Source organism: Streptomyces sp. AMJ-169 (assembly GCF_055597585.1).
This window is the reverse complement of sequence record NZ_JBVLTJ010000014.1, coordinates 206447-221826: the sequence shown is the minus strand read 5'-3', so window position 1 is coordinate 221826 and position 15380 is coordinate 206447. Positions and strand designations below refer to the sequence as shown.

The 15380-nt window shown below is 74.1% G+C and carries 13 protein-coding genes, 1 rRNA gene and 1 pseudogene; 12 read left to right on the top strand and 3 right to left on the bottom strand.

Translation table 11 applies throughout. The features are described from left to right. From rrf to ACYUD3_RS30680, 3 genes and pseudogenes are all read left to right on the top strand, one after another. Nucleotides 1-69 (top strand): 5S ribosomal RNA (rrf, locus tag ACYUD3_RS30690); the annotation flags it as partial. 115 nt (nucleotides 70-184) lie between these two features. Continuing rightward, a pseudogene (locus ACYUD3_RS30685) lies at nucleotides 185-931 on the top strand (hypothetical protein); the annotation flags it as partial. 477 nt (nucleotides 932-1408) lie between these two features. Continuing rightward, nucleotides 1409-2335, top strand: a complete 927-nt coding sequence (locus tag ACYUD3_RS30680; RefSeq protein WP_470976905.1) for an RNA polymerase sigma factor — start codon at nucleotides 1409-1411, stop codon at nucleotides 2333-2335. Between the two features lie 82 nt (nucleotides 2336-2417). Here the strand turns inward: ACYUD3_RS30680 and ACYUD3_RS30675 are convergent, their stop codons facing one another. Further along, nucleotides 2418-3701 carry a DUF1015 family protein gene (locus ACYUD3_RS30675; protein ID WP_470976868.1) on the bottom strand — a complete coding sequence of 428 codons (1284 nt, stop codon included), beginning with the start codon at nucleotides 3699-3701 and terminating at the stop codon, nucleotides 2418-2420. Between the two features lie 73 nt (nucleotides 3702-3774). Between ACYUD3_RS30675 and ACYUD3_RS30670 the strand changes: the two genes are divergently transcribed. From ACYUD3_RS30670 to ACYUD3_RS30655, 4 genes are all read left to right on the top strand, one after another. Further along, on the top strand, nucleotides 3775-4800 hold the full coding sequence (locus tag ACYUD3_RS30670) for an HAD-IIA family hydrolase (protein WP_470976865.1): 1026 nt from the start codon (nucleotides 3775-3777) through the stop codon (nucleotides 4798-4800). A 122-nt stretch (nucleotides 4801-4922) separates the two neighbouring features. Continuing rightward, nucleotides 4923-5966: a FecCD family ABC transporter permease gene (locus ACYUD3_RS30665; protein ID WP_470976862.1), complete on the top strand. Its 1044-nt coding sequence runs from the start codon at nucleotides 4923-4925 to the stop codon at nucleotides 5964-5966. A 71-nt stretch (nucleotides 5967-6037) separates the two neighbouring features. After that, nucleotides 6038-7054: a FecCD family ABC transporter permease gene (locus tag ACYUD3_RS30660; RefSeq protein WP_470976903.1), complete on the top strand. Its 1017-nt coding sequence runs from the start codon at nucleotides 6038-6040 to the stop codon at nucleotides 7052-7054. After that, a complete protein-coding gene (locus ACYUD3_RS30655) occupies nucleotides 7051-7992 on the top strand; it encodes an ABC transporter ATP-binding protein (protein WP_470976859.1) in 942 nt (313 codons plus the stop codon). Before ACYUD3_RS30660 ends, ACYUD3_RS30655 begins: the two co-directional genes overlap by 4 nt. Nucleotides 7993-8013: 21 nt before the next feature. Here ACYUD3_RS30655 and ACYUD3_RS30650 read toward each other — a convergent pair whose 3' ends face one another. Next, nucleotides 8014-8361, bottom strand: a complete 348-nt coding sequence (locus ACYUD3_RS30650) for an SCP2 sterol-binding domain-containing protein (RefSeq protein WP_470976857.1) — start codon at nucleotides 8359-8361, stop codon at nucleotides 8014-8016. A gap of 63 nt (nucleotides 8362-8424) precedes the next feature. Here ACYUD3_RS30650 and ACYUD3_RS30645 point away from each other — a divergent pair, with 63 nt between their 5' ends. The 5 genes from ACYUD3_RS30645 (at nucleotide 8425) to ACYUD3_RS30625 (ending at nucleotide 13590) form a co-directional block, all read left to right on the top strand. Beyond that, entirely contained in the window at nucleotides 8425-8613 is a 189-nt protein-coding gene (locus ACYUD3_RS30645) for a hypothetical protein (protein WP_470976908.1), read from the top strand. A gap of 34 nt (nucleotides 8614-8647) precedes the next feature. Continuing rightward, the gene (locus ACYUD3_RS30640) at nucleotides 8648-9463 is read left to right on the top strand and encodes a TlyA family RNA methyltransferase (RefSeq protein ID WP_470976854.1); all 816 of its coding nucleotides are present in this window, start codon (nucleotides 8648-8650) and stop codon (nucleotides 9461-9463) included. Continuing rightward, nucleotides 9460-10365, top strand: a complete 906-nt coding sequence (locus ACYUD3_RS30635; protein ID WP_470976851.1) for an NAD kinase — start codon at nucleotides 9460-9462, stop codon at nucleotides 10363-10365. Before ACYUD3_RS30640 ends, ACYUD3_RS30635 begins: the two co-directional genes overlap by 4 nt. 99 nt (nucleotides 10366-10464) lie before the next feature. Then, entirely contained in the window at nucleotides 10465-12207 is a 1743-nt protein-coding gene (recN, locus tag ACYUD3_RS30630) for a DNA repair protein RecN (RefSeq protein ID WP_470976849.1), read from the top strand. Between the two features lie 255 nt (nucleotides 12208-12462). Continuing rightward, nucleotides 12463-13590, top strand: coding sequence for a glycosyltransferase family 4 protein (locus tag ACYUD3_RS30625; RefSeq protein ID WP_470976846.1), 1128 nt, complete (start codon nucleotides 12463-12465; stop codon nucleotides 13588-13590). Between the two features lie 56 nt (nucleotides 13591-13646). On the opposite strand, the gene ACYUD3_RS30620 is transcribed toward ACYUD3_RS30625, so the two are convergent. Next, nucleotides 13647-15317 (bottom strand): PucR family transcriptional regulator, encoded by a 1671-nt coding sequence (locus tag ACYUD3_RS30620; RefSeq protein ID WP_470976843.1) that lies wholly within the window; start codon nucleotides 15315-15317, stop codon nucleotides 13647-13649. Nucleotides 15318-15380 lie beyond the last annotated feature (63 nt).

Below are 15380 nucleotides of genomic sequence, written 5' to 3'. Positions count from 1 at the left end.
GAAGCTAAGCCTCACAGCGCCGATGGTACTGCAGGGGGGACCCTGTGGGAGAGTAGGACGCCGCCGAACAATCTTTGGAGGACCCCTGGTCCCAGCGTTCAGCTGGGACCAGGGGTCCTTTTGTTTTTACAATGCTTGCGGTACCTAAGACAGGAGTCACCCCATGTCCACCAACTCTCCCGACGACCGACCGGACCGCGACCAGCGCCGGCGGGACAGTGGTGACCGCGGTGATCGTGGTGGCTTCCGTCGCGACGACCGGCCCTCCTTCCGCCGTGACGACCGGGGCGGCCGTGACGACCGCGGCGCCGGCCGGGGCGGTTACGGCAGCGGAGGTCCGCGCCGTGACAACGACCGCCGTGACGATCGTGGCGGCAACGACCGTGGCGGTTACAGCGGTGGCCCCCGCCGTGACAACGACCGTGGTGGCTACGGCGGTCCGCGCCGCGACGACCGTGACCGTGGCCCCCGCCCCTCCTTCCAGCGCGACGACCGCCGTGACAACGACCGGCGCGACGACCGCAGGGACGACCGAGGCGGCTACGGCGGCGGCGCACCCCGCCGTGACGACCGAGGCGGCCGCCCCGGCGGCGGCTACAGCGGCCCCCGCCGCGACGACCGCGGCGGCAACGACCGCCGCGACGACCGCCCCCCCTTCCGCCGCGATGACCGCGACAACCGCGACAGCGGCCGGGGCGGCTACAGCGGCGGCCCGCGCCGTGACAACGACCGGCGCGATGACCGCCGTGACGACCGCAGGGACGACCGTCCGCCCTTCCGCCGTGACAACGACCGCCGTGACGATCGTGGCGGCAGCGACCGGGGCGGTTACAGCGGTGGCCCCCGCCGTGACAACGACCGTGGTGGCTACGGCGGCCCGCGCCGCGACGACCGCGACCGTGGTCCCCGTCCCTCCTTCCAGCGCGACGACCGCCGCGACAACGACCGGCGCGACGACCGCAGGGACGACCGAGGCGGCTACGGCGGCGGCGCACCCCGCCGTGACGACCGAGGCGGCCGCCCCGGCGGCGGCTACAGCGGCCCCCGCCGCGACGACCGCGGCGGCAACGACCGCCGCGACGACCGCCCCGCCTTCCGCCGCGACAACGACCGCCGCGACGACCGCAGGGACGACCGAGGCGGCAACGACCGGGGCGGCTACAGCAGCGGCCCCCGCCGCGACAACGACCGTGGCGGCTACAGCGGCGGCGGTGCCCCCCGCCGTGACGACCGTCGCGACGACCGAGGCGGCCGTCCCGGTGGCGGCTACGGCGGCGGCGGCTACAGCGGCCCCCGCCGTGACGACCGCAGGGACGGCGACCGAGGCGGCTTCCGCCGGGACAACGACCGTGGCGGCTACCGAGGCCGTGACGACCGCGACCGCCGTGACGACCGTGACCGCGAGCCCATCAAGCGCCTCCCGATCCCCGAGGACGTCACCGGCGACGAGATCGACAAGGACGTCCGCCAGGAGCTGCTGAGCCTGCCGAAGACCCTCGCCGAGGACGTCGCGCGCAACCTCGTGATGGTCGCGCGGCTGATCGACGAGGAGCCCGAGAGGGCGTACGGCTACTCCAAGGTGGCGCTGCGGCTGGCGTCGCGTGTGGCCGCCGTGCGGGAGGCGGCCGGGTTCGCGGCGTACGCCAACCAGAAGTACGGCGAGGCGCTCGCGGAGTTCCGGGCGGCGCGGCGGATGACCGGGAACGTGGAGCTGTGGCCGGTCATGGCCGACTGCGAGCGCGGGCTCGGGCGGCCGGAGAAGGCGCTGGACATGGCCGGCGCCCCCGAGGTCAACAAGTTGGACAAGGCGAGCCAGGTCGAGATGCGGCTCGTCGCCGCCGGCGCCCGGCGTGACCTCGGCCAGCTCGACGCGGCCATCGTCACCCTCCAGAGCCCCGAGCTGGCCTCCCACTCGGTGCAGCCGTGGACCGCGCGGCTGCGCTACGCCTACGCGGACGCCCTTCTCGCGGCCGACCGGCGTGACGAGGCGCGCGAGTGGTTCGCCAAGGCCGTCGAGGCGGACCGGGACAGCACCACCGACGCCTCCGACCGGCTGGCCGAACTGGACGGCGTGGAGTTCGTGGACGCCTTCGAGGACGACGAGAACGACACGGCCGAAGCCGACACCCCTGAGGCCGACGCCCCCGTCGAGAACAAGGCCGACGACAAGGCCGACGTCCAGGCTGACGACGACGAGGCTGACGTCCAGGTCGACGATGAAACCGACGTCCAGGATGACGACCAGATCGTCGACAAGGCTGACGCGGAGAACGTCGACAAGGCTGACGCCCCCGTCGAGAAGAAGGCCGAACCGAAGGCCTCCGACGACGAGTGATCGTATGAACTGAAAGGGCCCCTCCTAAGGAGGGGCCCTTTTTGCGTGCTCCTAGGATCTGCGTGCTCCTAGGGACACGCCCCTAGATCTCCAGCGCCCGCAGCACCAACCCCGAAGCCGGTTTCGGCCCGAACGACGTCGACTTGCGCGGCATCGTCACCCCTTGCCGCGCCAGCTCCCGCACGACCTCCTCGCGCACGGGATGCATCAGCACCGCCGTCCCCCCGTCCCGCTCGGCCTTGAGGACGGTCGCGGCGGTGTCGTGGATGTAGGCGACGCGGCTCGGATCGTCCTCGGGGATGTGCCAGAGGTGCCGCAGCAGGGCCGCGTGCAGGACCGTCGCGTCCAGGGTGCGCCAGGCCTGCGGGCGGTCCTCGGGGACCGTGCGGGACAGCAGGCCGGGGTCGGGGCGGTCGGCGAGGTGGAAGGCGCCGTCGCCCGCGAGGAGGTAGGCGTTGCCGGCGCAGGCCGCGTCCGCGAGCGTCTCCAGGGCAGACGCCAGAGGGACGTCCAGGCGCTGTAGGCGGAAGTGGCCCTCCAGGGACGCCAGAGCGTCGGCCAGGGGGAGCCCGGGGAGGTAGCGGTGGATCGCGCGGACGCGCAGCGGGTAGCGGGCGGTGTCCACGAGGAGGACCAGGCCGAGGTCCCAGGCGCTCGGCGAGGGGTGTTCCGCGCGCAGCCGCCGGTAGGTGGCCCAGCGGTGGTGGCCGTCGGCGATGAGGGCCTGGTGGCGGGCGAGGTCCTTGCGGACGCGGGCCTGGTCGGCGGGGTCGGTGAGGGACCACAGGCGGTGGCGGTAGCCGTCGTCCGTGGTCGTCGCCAGCAGGGGCGGGCGGGCCGCCGTCTCCTCGATGAGCCCGGCCGTCGTGCCGTCGCCCCGGTAGGTGAGCAGGAGGGGTTCCAGGTTGGCGCTGGTGGCGCGCATCAGGGCCGCGCGGTCGGCGACGACGTGCGGCATGACGTCCTCGTGGGGCAGCACGATCCCCTCGTCCGGCTCGCTCACCCGCAGGGTGCCGATGAGGCCCCGCTGGAGCATGCCGTCGTCGTGCCGCTGCTCGTACACGTACAGCGCGGGCTCCGGGTCGGGGGCCAGGATGCCCTCGGCGAGCCAGGTGCGCAGGGTCTCGGCGGCCTGTGCGTTGCGGGCGTCCGGGGTGGTGGCCTGCGGCAGGATCAGCCGGACGATGTTGTGGGGGTCCGAGGCGTGCAGCTCGTGCAGGCCGTCGGGGCGGACGACGACGTCGTACGGCGGTGAGGTGACCGCGGCGAGTCCGCCGACCCGGTCGGGGTCGTAGCGCAGGCCTCGGAACGGGGTGAGTTCCAGGCCTCGGGGCGCCGTTGCCTGCGAGTGACCTGCTGTGTTCATCAGGGCATCGTACGTGTGTCAGTGCCATGAGGGATGATCGGGGCAACGGTCGGCGAACGAGGAGCGATGCGGCATGGGGCAGGGTGTGCGGAGGGTTCCGGGGAGCAGTGAGCGGGCCTTGGTCGAGGCGTACGACACGGCGCTGCTGGATCTCGACGGGGTGGTGTACGCGGGCGGCGACGCGATCGCGCACGCCGTCGAGTCGCTGGAGACGGCCCGCGCGCGGGGTATGCGCCTGGCGTACGTGACGAACAACGCGCTGCGTACGCCGGACACGGTGGCGGATCACCTGAGCGAGCTGGGGATACCGACGGAGGCGGCCGACGTCATCACGTCCGCGCAGGCCGTCGCCCGGCTGATCAGCGAGCAGGTCCCCGTGGGCGCGCGCGTGCTGGTGATCGGCGGGGAGGGGCTGCGGGTCGCGCTGCGCGAGCGGGGTCTGGTCCCGGTCGACTCGGCGGACGACGACCCGGCGGCCGTCGTCCAGGGGTTCGGCGGCCCGGACCTGCCCTGGGGCCGGTTCGCGGAGGCCTCGTACGCCATCGCGCGCGGGGTGCCCTGGTTCGCGTCGAACACCGATCTGACGATCCCCAGCGGGCGCGGGATCGCGCCGGGCAACGGGGCGGCCGTCGCGGTCGTACGCATCGCGACCGGGGCCGAGCCGCAGGTCGCGGGGAAGCCGTTGCCGCCGATGCATCGCGAGACGATCCTGCGGACGGGGGCGGAGCGGCCGTTGGTCGTGGGGGACCGGCTGGACACGGACATCGAGGGGGCGTTCAACGGGGGAGTGGACTCGATCCTCGTGCTCACCGGGGTCACCGACGGCGCCCAGCTCCTGGCCGCGCCGCCGCAGCACCGGCCGACCTACGTGGACCGGGACCTGCGCGGGCTGCTCACCGGCCAGCCGGAGGTCGTGCCCGCCGGGGACGGCTTCCGCTGCGGGGGCTGGACCGCCACCGCCGGCACCGAGCTGGAGCTGGCCGGCGACGGCGACGTCCTGGACGGCCTGCGGGCGCTGTGCGCGGCGGCGTGGACGGCGGCCGGGGAGGGGGCGTGCGAGCTGGACGGGGGGAAGGCGCTGGCGCGGCTCGGGCTCTGAGCAGGTTCCGGAGCGGCCTCGCAGCTGAACTCCCTTACGGAGCAAGCCTTTTGGCCCCGCCGGCAAGACTCCCCAGGTCAGCCCCCTCAACCCGCATAGCAGGGTAGGCTAACCTAACCTCCGTGTTGGTCGACAGTGCTCCCGAACAGCGCGCGGAGGCACCCCCCGCGCCCCCGAACCGGCGGGGGATACGTACCGCCGGGCTGCTCCTGGCGGTGGTGCTCCTCGCGGCGGTCGCCGTCGCGAGCATCGCCGTCGGGGCGAAAGAGCTGTCGCTCGGGCAGGTGTGGCACGGCCTGTTCCAGGACACCGGCGACTACGCGGACGTCGTCGTCGCCGACCGGCTCGCGCGGACCTGGCTCGGCCTGCTGGCCGGCGCCGCGCTCGGGCTCTCGGGGGCCGTCCTCCAGGCGCTGACCCGCAATCCGCTGGCCGACCCGGGGCTGCTCGGGATCAACGCCGGCGCCTCGGCCGCCGTCGTCACCGCCATCTCGTTCTTCGGCGTCACGAGCCTGAGCGGGTATGTGTGGTTCGCCTTCGTGGGCGCGGCGGCGGTCGGCGCGCTGGTGTGGTTCCTCGGCGGCAGCCGCGGCGCGACCCCGGTCCGCCTCGCGCTCGCCGGCACGGCGGTCACCGCCGCGCTCTACGGCTACCTCCAAGCCGTCATGATCATGGACGACGCGGCGCTGGCCCGGATGCGGTTCTGGACCGTCGGCTCGCTCTCCTCCGCGCGGACCGAGACGATCCTCCAGGTCCTGCCGTTCCTCGCCGTCGGCGCCCTCCTGGCGCTCGCCCTCGCCCGCCCGCTGAACGCGGTGGCCATGGGCGACGACACCGCCAAGGCGCTCGGCGCCCACCTCAACCGCACCCGCGCGCTGTCGATGCTGGCGGCGACCCTGCTGTGCGGGGCGGCCACCGCGGCCTGCGGTCCGATCGCGTTCGTCGGCCTGATGGTGCCGCACGCCGTGCGCTCCTTCACCGGCCCCGACCTGCGCTGGATCCTGCCGTACGCGGCTGTCCTCGCGCCGGTCCTGCTGCTCGCCTCCGACGTCGCGGGCCGGGTCGTGGCCCGCCCCTCCGAGGTCCAGGTCGGCATCGTCACCGCGATCGTCGGCGGCCCGGTCTTCATCTTTCTCGTACGACGGCGGAGGACGGCGCAGCTGTGACGACGAACCAGAAGCCCCAGCCGAAGCGCCCGGCCCAGCTCAAGTCCCCGGCCCGCCCCCGCACCCGCACCCTGCGCACCCGAGGCCTCTCTCTGCGCTTCGACCCCCGCGCCCTGACCGTCACCCTCCTCCTGCTCCTGGCCGCGCTCGCCGCGAGCGTCGTCCTCATCGGGACCGGCGACTTCCCGATCCCCGCCGCCGACGTGCTCAAAGTCCTGTCCGGGGACGGGAATCCGGGCCAGGAGTTCATCGTCAACGAGCTGCGGCTGCCGCGGGTCCTGGTCGGGCTGCTCGTCGGTGCCTGTCTCGGGCTCGGCGGCGCGCTCTTCCAGGCCGTGTCCCGCAATCCGCTGGGCAGCCCCGACGTGCTCGGGCTCAGCCAGGGGGCGACGTCCGGGGCGCTGGTGATGATCGTGCTGTTCTCCGGCTCCGCCGCCCAGGTCACCGTCGGCGCGCTGGCCGGCGGTCTCGCCACCGGGCTGCTGATCTATCTGCTCGCGTGGAAGCGGGGCGTGCACGGCTACCGGCTCGTCCTGGTCGGCATCGGCGTCTCCGCCGTCGCGACCGCCGTCAACGGCTACCTCATCACCAAGGCGGACATCTCCGACGCCGCGCGGGCCGTCGTATGGATGACCGGGACGCTCGACGGGCGGGGCTGGAAGCAGGTGTGGCCGCTGCTCGGGCTCGCCTGTGTGCTGGTGCCGGTCGTGCTCGCCAACGCGCGGGGGCTGCGGATGATGGAGATGGGGGACGACGTCTCGCACGCGCTCGGGGTGCGGGTGGAGCGGGTGCGGATGCTGTCGCTGGTGGCGGCGGTGCTGCTGACGGCGTCGGCGACGGCCGCCGCCGGGCCCGTCGGGTTCGTCGCGCTCACCGCTCCGCAGCTCGCCCGGCGGCTCACCCGCTCGCCGGGGCCCAACCTCGTACCGGCCCTCTGCATGGGCGCGGCGCTCCTCGTCACCGCCGACTGGGCGTCCCAACGGGCGTTCGGGGACGGGCAGTTGCCGGTCGGCGTGGTCACCGGGGTGCTCGGCGGGGGCTACCTGCTGTGGCTGCTGGTGACCGAGCGGAAGGCGGGACGGATATGAGCGGATCGTATGACCGCAACAGCGCGCCAACTTCGGCCGACGCCCTCGCCCCGGCTACCGCCTCTGCCCCCGCCCCCGACTCGGCACACCCCAACCCCCCAAGGAGCACCGTGAACCGCCTGTCCGCCGAGAACGTCACCCTCGCCTACGACCAGCGGGTCATCGCCGAGCAGCTGTCGGTGGAGATCCCCGACCACTCCTTCACGGTGATCGTCGGACCCAACGCGTGCGGCAAGTCCACGCTGCTGCGGGCGCTGTCGCGGATGCTGAAGCCGCAGGCCGGAAGGGTGCTGCTGGACGGGCAGGTCATCCAGTCGATGCCGGCGAAGAAGGTCGCCCGCACCCTCGGGCTGCTCCCGCAGTCGTCCATCGCGCCGGACGGCATCACCGTCGCCGACCTCGTCGGCCGCGGGCGCTACCCCCACCAGGGCATCCTGCGCCAGTGGTCGACGGAGGACGAGAGAGTCGTCCAGGAGTCGATGCGGCAGACCGGGGTGGACGGGCTCGGGGACCGGTACGTCGACGAGCTGTCCGGCGGGCAGCGGCAGCGGGTGTGGATCGCGATGGCGCTGGCCCAGCAGACCCCGCTGCTGCTGCTCGACGAGCCGACGACGTACCTCGACATCCAGCACCAGATAGACGTCCTCGACCTGTGCGCGCAGCTCCACGAGGAGCAGGGCCGCACCCTGGTCGCCGTCCTGCACGACCTCAACCACGCCGCCCGCTACGCCACCCACCTCATCGCCCTCAAGGACGGCGAGCTGATCGCGCAGGGCGCCCCCAAGGACATCGTCACCGCCGGCCTCGTCGAGGAGGTGTTCGGGCTGCGCTGCCAGATCATCGACGATCCCGAGACGGGCACGCCGCTGGTGGTGCCGGCCGCCCGCAAGTCCCGCGCGAGGAAGGCGCCCGCCGAGAGCGCCACAGCGGCTTCCTGAAGAAGGCGCCCGCCCGGAGCGCTACAGCAGCTTCCTGAGGCTGAACAGGTCCCGCAGCCCCGCCTCCAGCCGTACCCGCCCCGCCGCCCAGGACTGCGCGAAGTTCAGCTCCCCGGCGACCAGGGCGACGAGGTCGTCCCCGGTCATCGTCAGCCGTATCTGCGCCTTCTCGGCCGGCGGGCCGGGGCGTACGTCGTCGACCTCGATGCGCCCGCCGGTCATCCGGCCGGTGAAGGTGACGTCGAGGTCGGTTATGCGGCAGCTCACCGTGCGCTCCATCGCGGTCGCCGCGCGGACGTCGCCCTCGGCGCCGCCCATGTTCCGCGAGAGCTGTTCCAGTGCCGTGCGGCACTCTTCGATCGTGGCCATCGGGAGCGACGGTACACCGGGGGTTCGCGGCCGTTGTCAGGGGTTCGCGGTAGCGTCGGGGGCATGAACGACGCAGCCGAAGGACCCACCGGGAACCCCGAGGTCGACGCCCACCTCGCCCGGCTCGCCGAGACCGCGCACCTCGCGGCCGAGGGACACCTCGCCGTGTACGAGGATGTGCACCGGGGGCTGCGCGACGCGCTCACCGCGCTCGACGCCCGCCCGGGAACTCCTGGGCCCCCGTCGTCGTAGATCAGGTAGGACCAGGTAGGAGGAGCAACCCACAGTGGCAGGAGTCGCACGGCGCCGTCTGGACGCCGAGTTGGTACGGCGCAAGCTCGCGCGGTCGCGGGAGCACGCGAGCCAGCTCATCGAGGCGGGGCGGGTGAGCGTCGGCAAGGCCGTCGCCACGAAGGCGGCCACGCAGGTGGAGACGGCCGCCGCGATCGTCGTGCAGACCGACGACAGCGACCCCGAGTACGTCTCCCGCGGCGGGCACAAACTCGCGGGCGCGCTGGAGGTGTTCGGGCCGCGGGGGCTCGTCGTCGCCGGGCGGCGCGCGCTCGACGCCGGGGCGTCGACCGGGGGGTTCACCGATGTGCTGCTGCGCGCGGGGGCGGCGCGCGTCGTCGCCGTCGACGTCGGATACGGACAACTCGCCTGGTCTCTCCGGAGCGATGAACGCGTCACCGTCAAGGACCGTACGAACGTACGCGAGTTGACGCTTGAAGCGATCGATGGGGAGCCTGTGGATCTTGTCGTGGGGGACTTGTCCTTCATCCCGCTCGGGCTGGTGCTGCCCGCCCTGAAGCGGTGCACGAAGCCGGACGCGGATCTGGTGATGATGGTCAAGCCGCAGTTCGAGGTGGGGAAGGAGCGGCTCGGCAGCGGGGGCGTCGTGCGCAGCCCCGCGCTGCGCGCCGAGGCGGTGTGCGGGGTCGCCGCGCGCGCCGCCGAGCTGGGGCTCGGGGTGAACGGGGTCACAGCCAGCCCGTTGCCCGGACCGTCGGGGAATGTCGAATACTTTCTGTGGCTGCGCGCCGGAGCGCCCGCTCTGGACCCGGCCGACGTTGACCGTGCAGTGGCGGAGGGGCCGCGTTGACACAGAACTCAGCTCGTACTGTTTTCCTGCTCGCGCACACCGGACGGCCCGCGGCCATCCGCAGCGCCGAGCTGGTCGTCAAGGGTCTGGTGCGGTCCGGGATCAAGGTCCGGGTGCTGGAGTACGAGGCCCGTGACCTGCCGTTGCCCGAGCAGGTCGAGCTGGTCTCCGAGGCGACGCCGCAGTGTCTCGAAGGGTGTGAGCTGCTGATCGTCCTCGGCGGGGACGGGACGCTGCTGCGCGGCGCCGAGTTCGCCCGCGCGTCCGGGGTGCCGATGCTCGGCGTCAACCTCGGGAGCGTGGGGTTCCTCGCGGAGGCCGAGCGGGACGACCTCGACAAGGTCGTCGACCGGGTCGTCACCAAGGCGTACGAGGTCGAGGAGCGGATGACCGTCGATGTGGTCGTCCACAGCAACGGGGACATCGTCCACACCGACTGGGCGCTGAACGAGGCGGCGGTCCAGAAGGCCGGGGCCGAGAAGCTGCTCGAGGTCGTGCTGGAGATCGACGGGCGGCCGGTCACCGGGTTCGGGTGCGACGGGATCTGCCTGTCCACGCCCACCGGGTCCACCGCGTACGCCTTCTCCGCCGGGGGGCCCGTGGTGTGGCCCGAGGTGGAGGCGCTGCTGATGGTGCCGATCAGCGCGCACGCGCTGTTCGCCAAGCCGCTGGTCACGTCGCCGGACTCGGTGCTGGCCGTGGAGGTGCTGCCGCACATCCCGCCGGGGGTGCTGTGGTGCGACGGGCGGCGGACGGTCGAACTGCCGCCCGGGGCCCGGGTGGAGGTCCGGCGCGGGGCGGTGCCGGTACGGCTGGCCCGGCTGCATCATGCTTCGTTCACTGATCGGCTGGTGGCGAAGTTCGCGTTGCCCGTTTCCGGGTGGCGGGGGGCGCCGCACTGAAAAGTTCCGCCCGGCACTGAAGAGTTCCGCCCGGCACCGAGGAGAGTTCCGCCCGTCCGGGTGACAAGGGCGCCTCGCGCTTCTCCCGCCCCACCTCGTATGGTCTTCTGCGTGCTGGAAGAGATGCGGATACGGTCCCTCGGAGTCATCGACGACGCGGTCGTCGAACTGTCGCCCGGGTTCACCGCCGTGACCGGTGAGACGGGTGCGGGCAAGACCATGGTGGTCACCAGCCTGGGGCTGCTGCTCGGTGGGCGGGCCGATCCGGCGCTGGTGCGGATCGGTGCCGAACGGGCGGTCGTCGAGGGGCGGATCTCGCTGCCGCCGGGCGCCGCCGTCGTCGTACGGGCCGAGGAGGCCGGGGCCGAACTGGACGACGGGGCGCTGCTGATCAGCCGTACCGTGTCCGCCGAGGGGCGGTCGCGGGCGCATGTCGGGGGGCGGAGCGTGCCCGTCGGGGTGCTGGCCGAGCTCGCCGACGAACTGGCGGCCGTGCACGGGCAGACCGATCAGCAGGGGCTGCTGAAGCTGACGCGGCAGCGGCAGGCGCTGGACCGGTACGCGGGGGACGCGGTCGCAGGGCCGCTCGCCGGGTACGGCGGGGCCTACCGGCGGCTGCGGGCGGTGGTCCAGGAGCTGGACGAGATCACCACGCGCGCGCGTGAGCGGGCCCAGGAGGCCGACATGCTGCGCTACGGCCTCGACGAGATCGCGGCCGTCGAACCGCGCGCCGGCGAGGACGCGGAGCTGGCGGAGGAGGCGGAGCGGCTCGGGCACGCGGAGGCGCTGTCGTCGGCGGCGGCCGTCTCGCACGCCGCCCTCGCCGGCCACCCCGAGGACCCGGAGGGCATCGACGCGACGACCCTCGTGGCGGGCGCCCAGCGCGCCCTGGAGGCGGTGCGCTCCTACGACCCCGCGCTGGCCGCCCTCGCCGACCGGATCGGCGAGCTGGGCATCCTCCTCGGCGACGTCGCGGGCGAACTCGCCGGATACGCCGACGACTTGGACGCCGACCCGCTGCGGCTCGCGGCGGTGGAGGAACGCCGGGCGGCGCTGACGGCGCTGACCCGCAAGTACGGCGCCGACGTGAACGCCGTGCTGGAGTGGGCGCAGACGAGCGCGGCGCGGCTGACCGAGCTGGACTCCGACGACGAGCGGATCGACGAGCTGACGGCCGAGCGGGACGCCCTGCGCGGCGAACTCGGCGCGCTGGCCCAGGCGTTGACCGACGCCCGCACCGAGGCCGCCGAACGCTTCGCCGCCGCCGTCACCGCCGAACTCGCGTCCCTGGCGATGCCGCACGCGCGCGTGTCCTTCGCGATCCGGCAGACCGAGGACGCGGCGGGCGTCGAGGTGAACGGGCGTACGGTCGCGTACGGGCCCGCGGGCGCCGACGAGGTCGAACTCCTCCTCGCCCCGCACCCGGGCGCTCCGGCCCGGCCGATCGCCAAGGGCGCCTCCGGCGGTGAGCTGTCGCGCGTGATGCTCGCGGTGGAGGTCGTCTTCGCGGGCACCGACCCCGTCCCGACGTACCTCTTCGACGAGGTCGACGCGGGTGTCGGCGGCAAGGCGGCGGTCGAGATCGGGCGGCGCCTGGCGAAGCTCGCGAAGACGGCCCAGGTCATCGTCGTCACCCATCTCCCGCAGGTCGCGGCGTTCGCCGACCGGCAGTTGCTGGTCGAGAAGACCGACGACGGGTCGGTCACCCGCTCCGGGGTGAAGGTCCTGGAGGGGGAGGAACGGGTGCGCGAGCTGTCGCGGATGCTCGCCGGGCAGGAGGACTCCGAGACGGCCCGGGCGCACGCGGAGGAGCTGCTGGCGACGGCCCGGGGGGACGCGTAACGGGTTTCTCTTCGTACAGCGTCCCGTACATCCGTTCCCCCGTAACCCCCCGCCCTCACTCGTGTGGGTGACAGCAGGGCGGGCGGGGCGGGGTCCGGGTTGTCGGGTGGGGCGGAACACCCGTGCGTGCTGGCATCCTTGGCGGGAGACCTGGAGGGACGGAGGAACGTGTGCGGTCCACGCCACCGGCTCCTCCTTCGGTACGTTTCCTCGTGCCCGTCCCCCGCCGAAGCCGAACTCAGGAGCCCCGGCCGCGTGAGCCACGTGAGCAGCCCTTCGTCCCAGGGCCAGGCGCCGCTGCGCACCGTGCAGGTGCTGGGCGGCGGCGACGCCGGGAGCAGCGCCCATGTGCGCTCCCTGACCGAGGGGCTCGTCGCACGGGGCGTACGGGTGACGGTGTGCGCCCCCGCTGACGCCGAACACGCCTACGACTTCTCCGGCGCCGGCGCCGATCACGCACCCGTGCCGCGCAGCAGCGACCCCGGGTCCGTCGCGGCGCTGCGGGCGGCCTGCGCGGACGCCGACCTCGTCCACGCGCACGGGCTGCACGCCTCCTTCCGCGCCGCCCTCGCCCTCGGCGGCCGGCGCACCCCGCTGGTCGTGACCTGGCACAACCGGGCCCGCGCGGAAGGCGCCCGGGCCCATCTGCTGCGCCTGCTGGAGCGGCGGGTGGTGAAGGCGGCGACGATCGTCCTCGGCGCGACCTCCGAACTCGTCGACCGCGCCCGCTCCACCGGCGCCCGCGACGCCCGTCTCGCCGCCTGCGCCCTCCCCGGCCGCCGCCCATCCCTCGCCGCCGAACCGCCGGGCCCCAAGGTCCGCGCCGAACTCGGCGCCACCGAACGCCCGTTGCTCCTCACCGCCGGCCCCCTCGACCGCCACCGCGGCTACGACGTCCTCCTCGACGCCGCCCGCTCCTGGCGCCGCCTCGACCCGCTCCCGCTCGCCGTCATCGCCGGAGAGGGGCCGCTGCGCGCCGACTTGCAGCTGCGCATCGAGCAAGAGGGCCTGCCCGTACGGCTGGTGGGGCGCCGCGACGACCTCCCCGAACTCCTCACCGCCGCCGACCTCGCCCTCCTCCCGGCCGCCGACGAGTCCCGCTCGGTCCTGGCCCAGGAGGCGCTGCACGCCGGGGTGCCGCTGGTCGCCCCCGCGACCGGCGGAGTCCGCGAACTGGTCGGCGACGCCGCCGAGTTGATCCCGTCCGGCGACCCGGTCGCCCTCGCCGCCGCCGTCCTGCGCCTGCTCGGCGACCCCGAACGCCGGGAGCGGCTGCGGGAGTCGGGGGTGAGGCAGGCGGCGACCTGGCCGACGGAGGACGAGACGGTGGCGCAAGTGCTGAGTGTGTACGACGAGTTGACGCAGCTTCGGCCGATCGGCTGACGGGCCTTCTCTGAAGGGGGTTCCTTGAAAGGGGCTCTCCGGAGAAGCGGCCGGCGCTAGCGCACGTGCCGGCGCGCCCGCAGCGCCAGGCTCAACGCCAGTACCGTCTCCGGGTCTTCGAGGTCCGTCCCCAGCAACTCGCCGATCCGCGCGAGGCGGTTGTACAGGGTCTGCCGGTTGAGGTGGAGTTCGCGGGCCGTCTCCGCCTTGCGGCCCGCGTGGGCCAAGTACGTCTCCAGGGTGGGCAGGAGCGGGGGCTTCGCGCGGCGGTCGTGCGCTTGCAGGGCGCCGAGCGCGCGGTCCACGAAGGCCGACAGGTCGGGGTGGTCGCGCAGCCGCCACAGCAGGAGGTCGATGTCGAGGCGGCGGGCGTCGTACCAGGGCCGGTCGGGCAGGCCCTCGGCCGCCGTCGCCGTCTCCGCCGCGTGCCGCAGGCCCGCCGACGCCGCCGGCCAGCCGCCCGCCACCCCGACGACCACGACCGGCGCCCGCGCGCCCGGACGGCGTGCGCCGGTGCGGTCCACGCCCGCGCGCAGCGCCGCCGCGACCCGGTCCGCGACCGTCGCGCGCTCCTGCTCCGTGCGCAGGCCCAGCAGGACCAGGACCCGGCCCTCGACCGGCCGCACCCCGAGCAGGACCGGGACGCCCGCCGACGCCAGCTCCTCCGCCAGCGCGCGGGCGAGCAGCGCCCAGCGGCCGGGGTCGCCCAGCCGCATCACCACCGGCAGCAGCGGGCCCGCGCCCGGCTTGAACCCGAGGACGCGTGCCTGCGCCGGGGCGTCCTCGGCGGCGATCCGGCCCTCCGCGAGGTCCGTGAGGAAGTCCCCCCGCCCGCGCGCGGCCAGCTCCTCCTCCTGGCGCGCCTGCATGAGGACGACCGCGAGAATCCCGGCCGCCCGCTCCGCCGCCATCCGGTGTACGGGGGCGAGCGGGGAGCGCACGGGAAGGAGCGCGAGCCGGGCGCGCGCAGGACCCGCGCTCCCCGGTGAACCGGCGTTCCCTGGAGAACCGGCGCTCATGTCCCCGGGCACATCCACCACCACCGCCCCCGAAGGCGCCTCCTTCCGCGCCCCCCGCAGCCCCTCCCACACCTGAAGCGGATCGGCCCCCTCGGACCCCGCCCCGGCGGCGTACAGCAACTGCCCCTCGACCGTCTCCAGGAACACCGGATTACCGCTGAAGTCGGCCAGGATGCGCAGCACTTGAGGGATGCCCCCGCCGCCCAGCAGCGCCTGCGTGCACCGCCGGTGCACCTCCTCCGCGCGCTGGAGCAGCGCGTAGTGCCCGTTGACGATCTCGGTGTGGATCTCCTCGGTGACCGTCACGAACGGCACCTCGCGATGGAGCTGTACCAGCGGCAGCCCGGTCGTACGGGCGGTGTCGACGAGGGCGGCGGGCAGCCGGGTGAACCGCGGGCCCAGTTCGATGACCAGCGCCGCGATGCCCCGCTCGGCCAGCGTGCGGACGAACGCGCGCTGTTCGGCGGGGCGGGTGCCGAGGCCGTACCCGGTGGTCAGGAGCAGTTCGCCGCCCTTCAGCAGCGAGGCGATGTGCGGGACCTCGCCCGCGTGCACCCACCGCACGGCCCGCTCCAGCCGGTCCGCGCCCGCCAGCACCTCCGGCAGCCCGCCCCGCAGCCCCGGCAGCTCCAGCGCCCGCCGCACGGTGATGCCGGTGCGCTCGAACTCGACGGGGCCGCTCAGGGGGCCGTTCACGGGGCTGTCCATACGGCGACGCTACCGGGCCGGCGGACCGATCCCGCCCCGGCCGGCCCGGCAGCGGGACCTGTC

Bases quoted from the DNA above. Each gene is read 5' to 3' on its own strand.
- ACYUD3_RS30650 (WP_470976857.1), bottom strand. From the start codon at position 8,361: ATGGCCACGATCGAAGAGTGCCGCACGGCACTGGAACAGCTCTCGCGG.
- ACYUD3_RS30645 (WP_470976908.1), top strand. From the start codon at position 8,425: ATGAACGACGCAGCCGAAGGACCCACCGGGAACCCCGAGGTCGACGCC.
- ACYUD3_RS30675 (WP_470976868.1), bottom strand. From the start codon at position 3,701: ATGAACACAGCAGGTCACTCGCAGGCAACGGCGCCCCGAGGCCTGGAA.
- recN (WP_470976849.1), top strand. From the start codon at position 10,465: ATGGTCTTCTGCGTGCTGGAAGAGATGCGGATACGGTCCCTCGGAGTC.
- ACYUD3_RS30620 (WP_470976843.1), bottom strand. From the start codon at position 15,317: ATGGACAGCCCCGTGAACGGCCCCCTGAGCGGCCCCGTCGAGTTCGAG.
- ACYUD3_RS30655 (WP_470976859.1), top strand. From the start codon at position 7,051: ATGAGCGGATCGTATGACCGCAACAGCGCGCCAACTTCGGCCGACGCC.
- ACYUD3_RS30670 (WP_470976865.1), top strand. From the start codon at position 3,775: ATGGGGCAGGGTGTGCGGAGGGTTCCGGGGAGCAGTGAGCGGGCCTTG.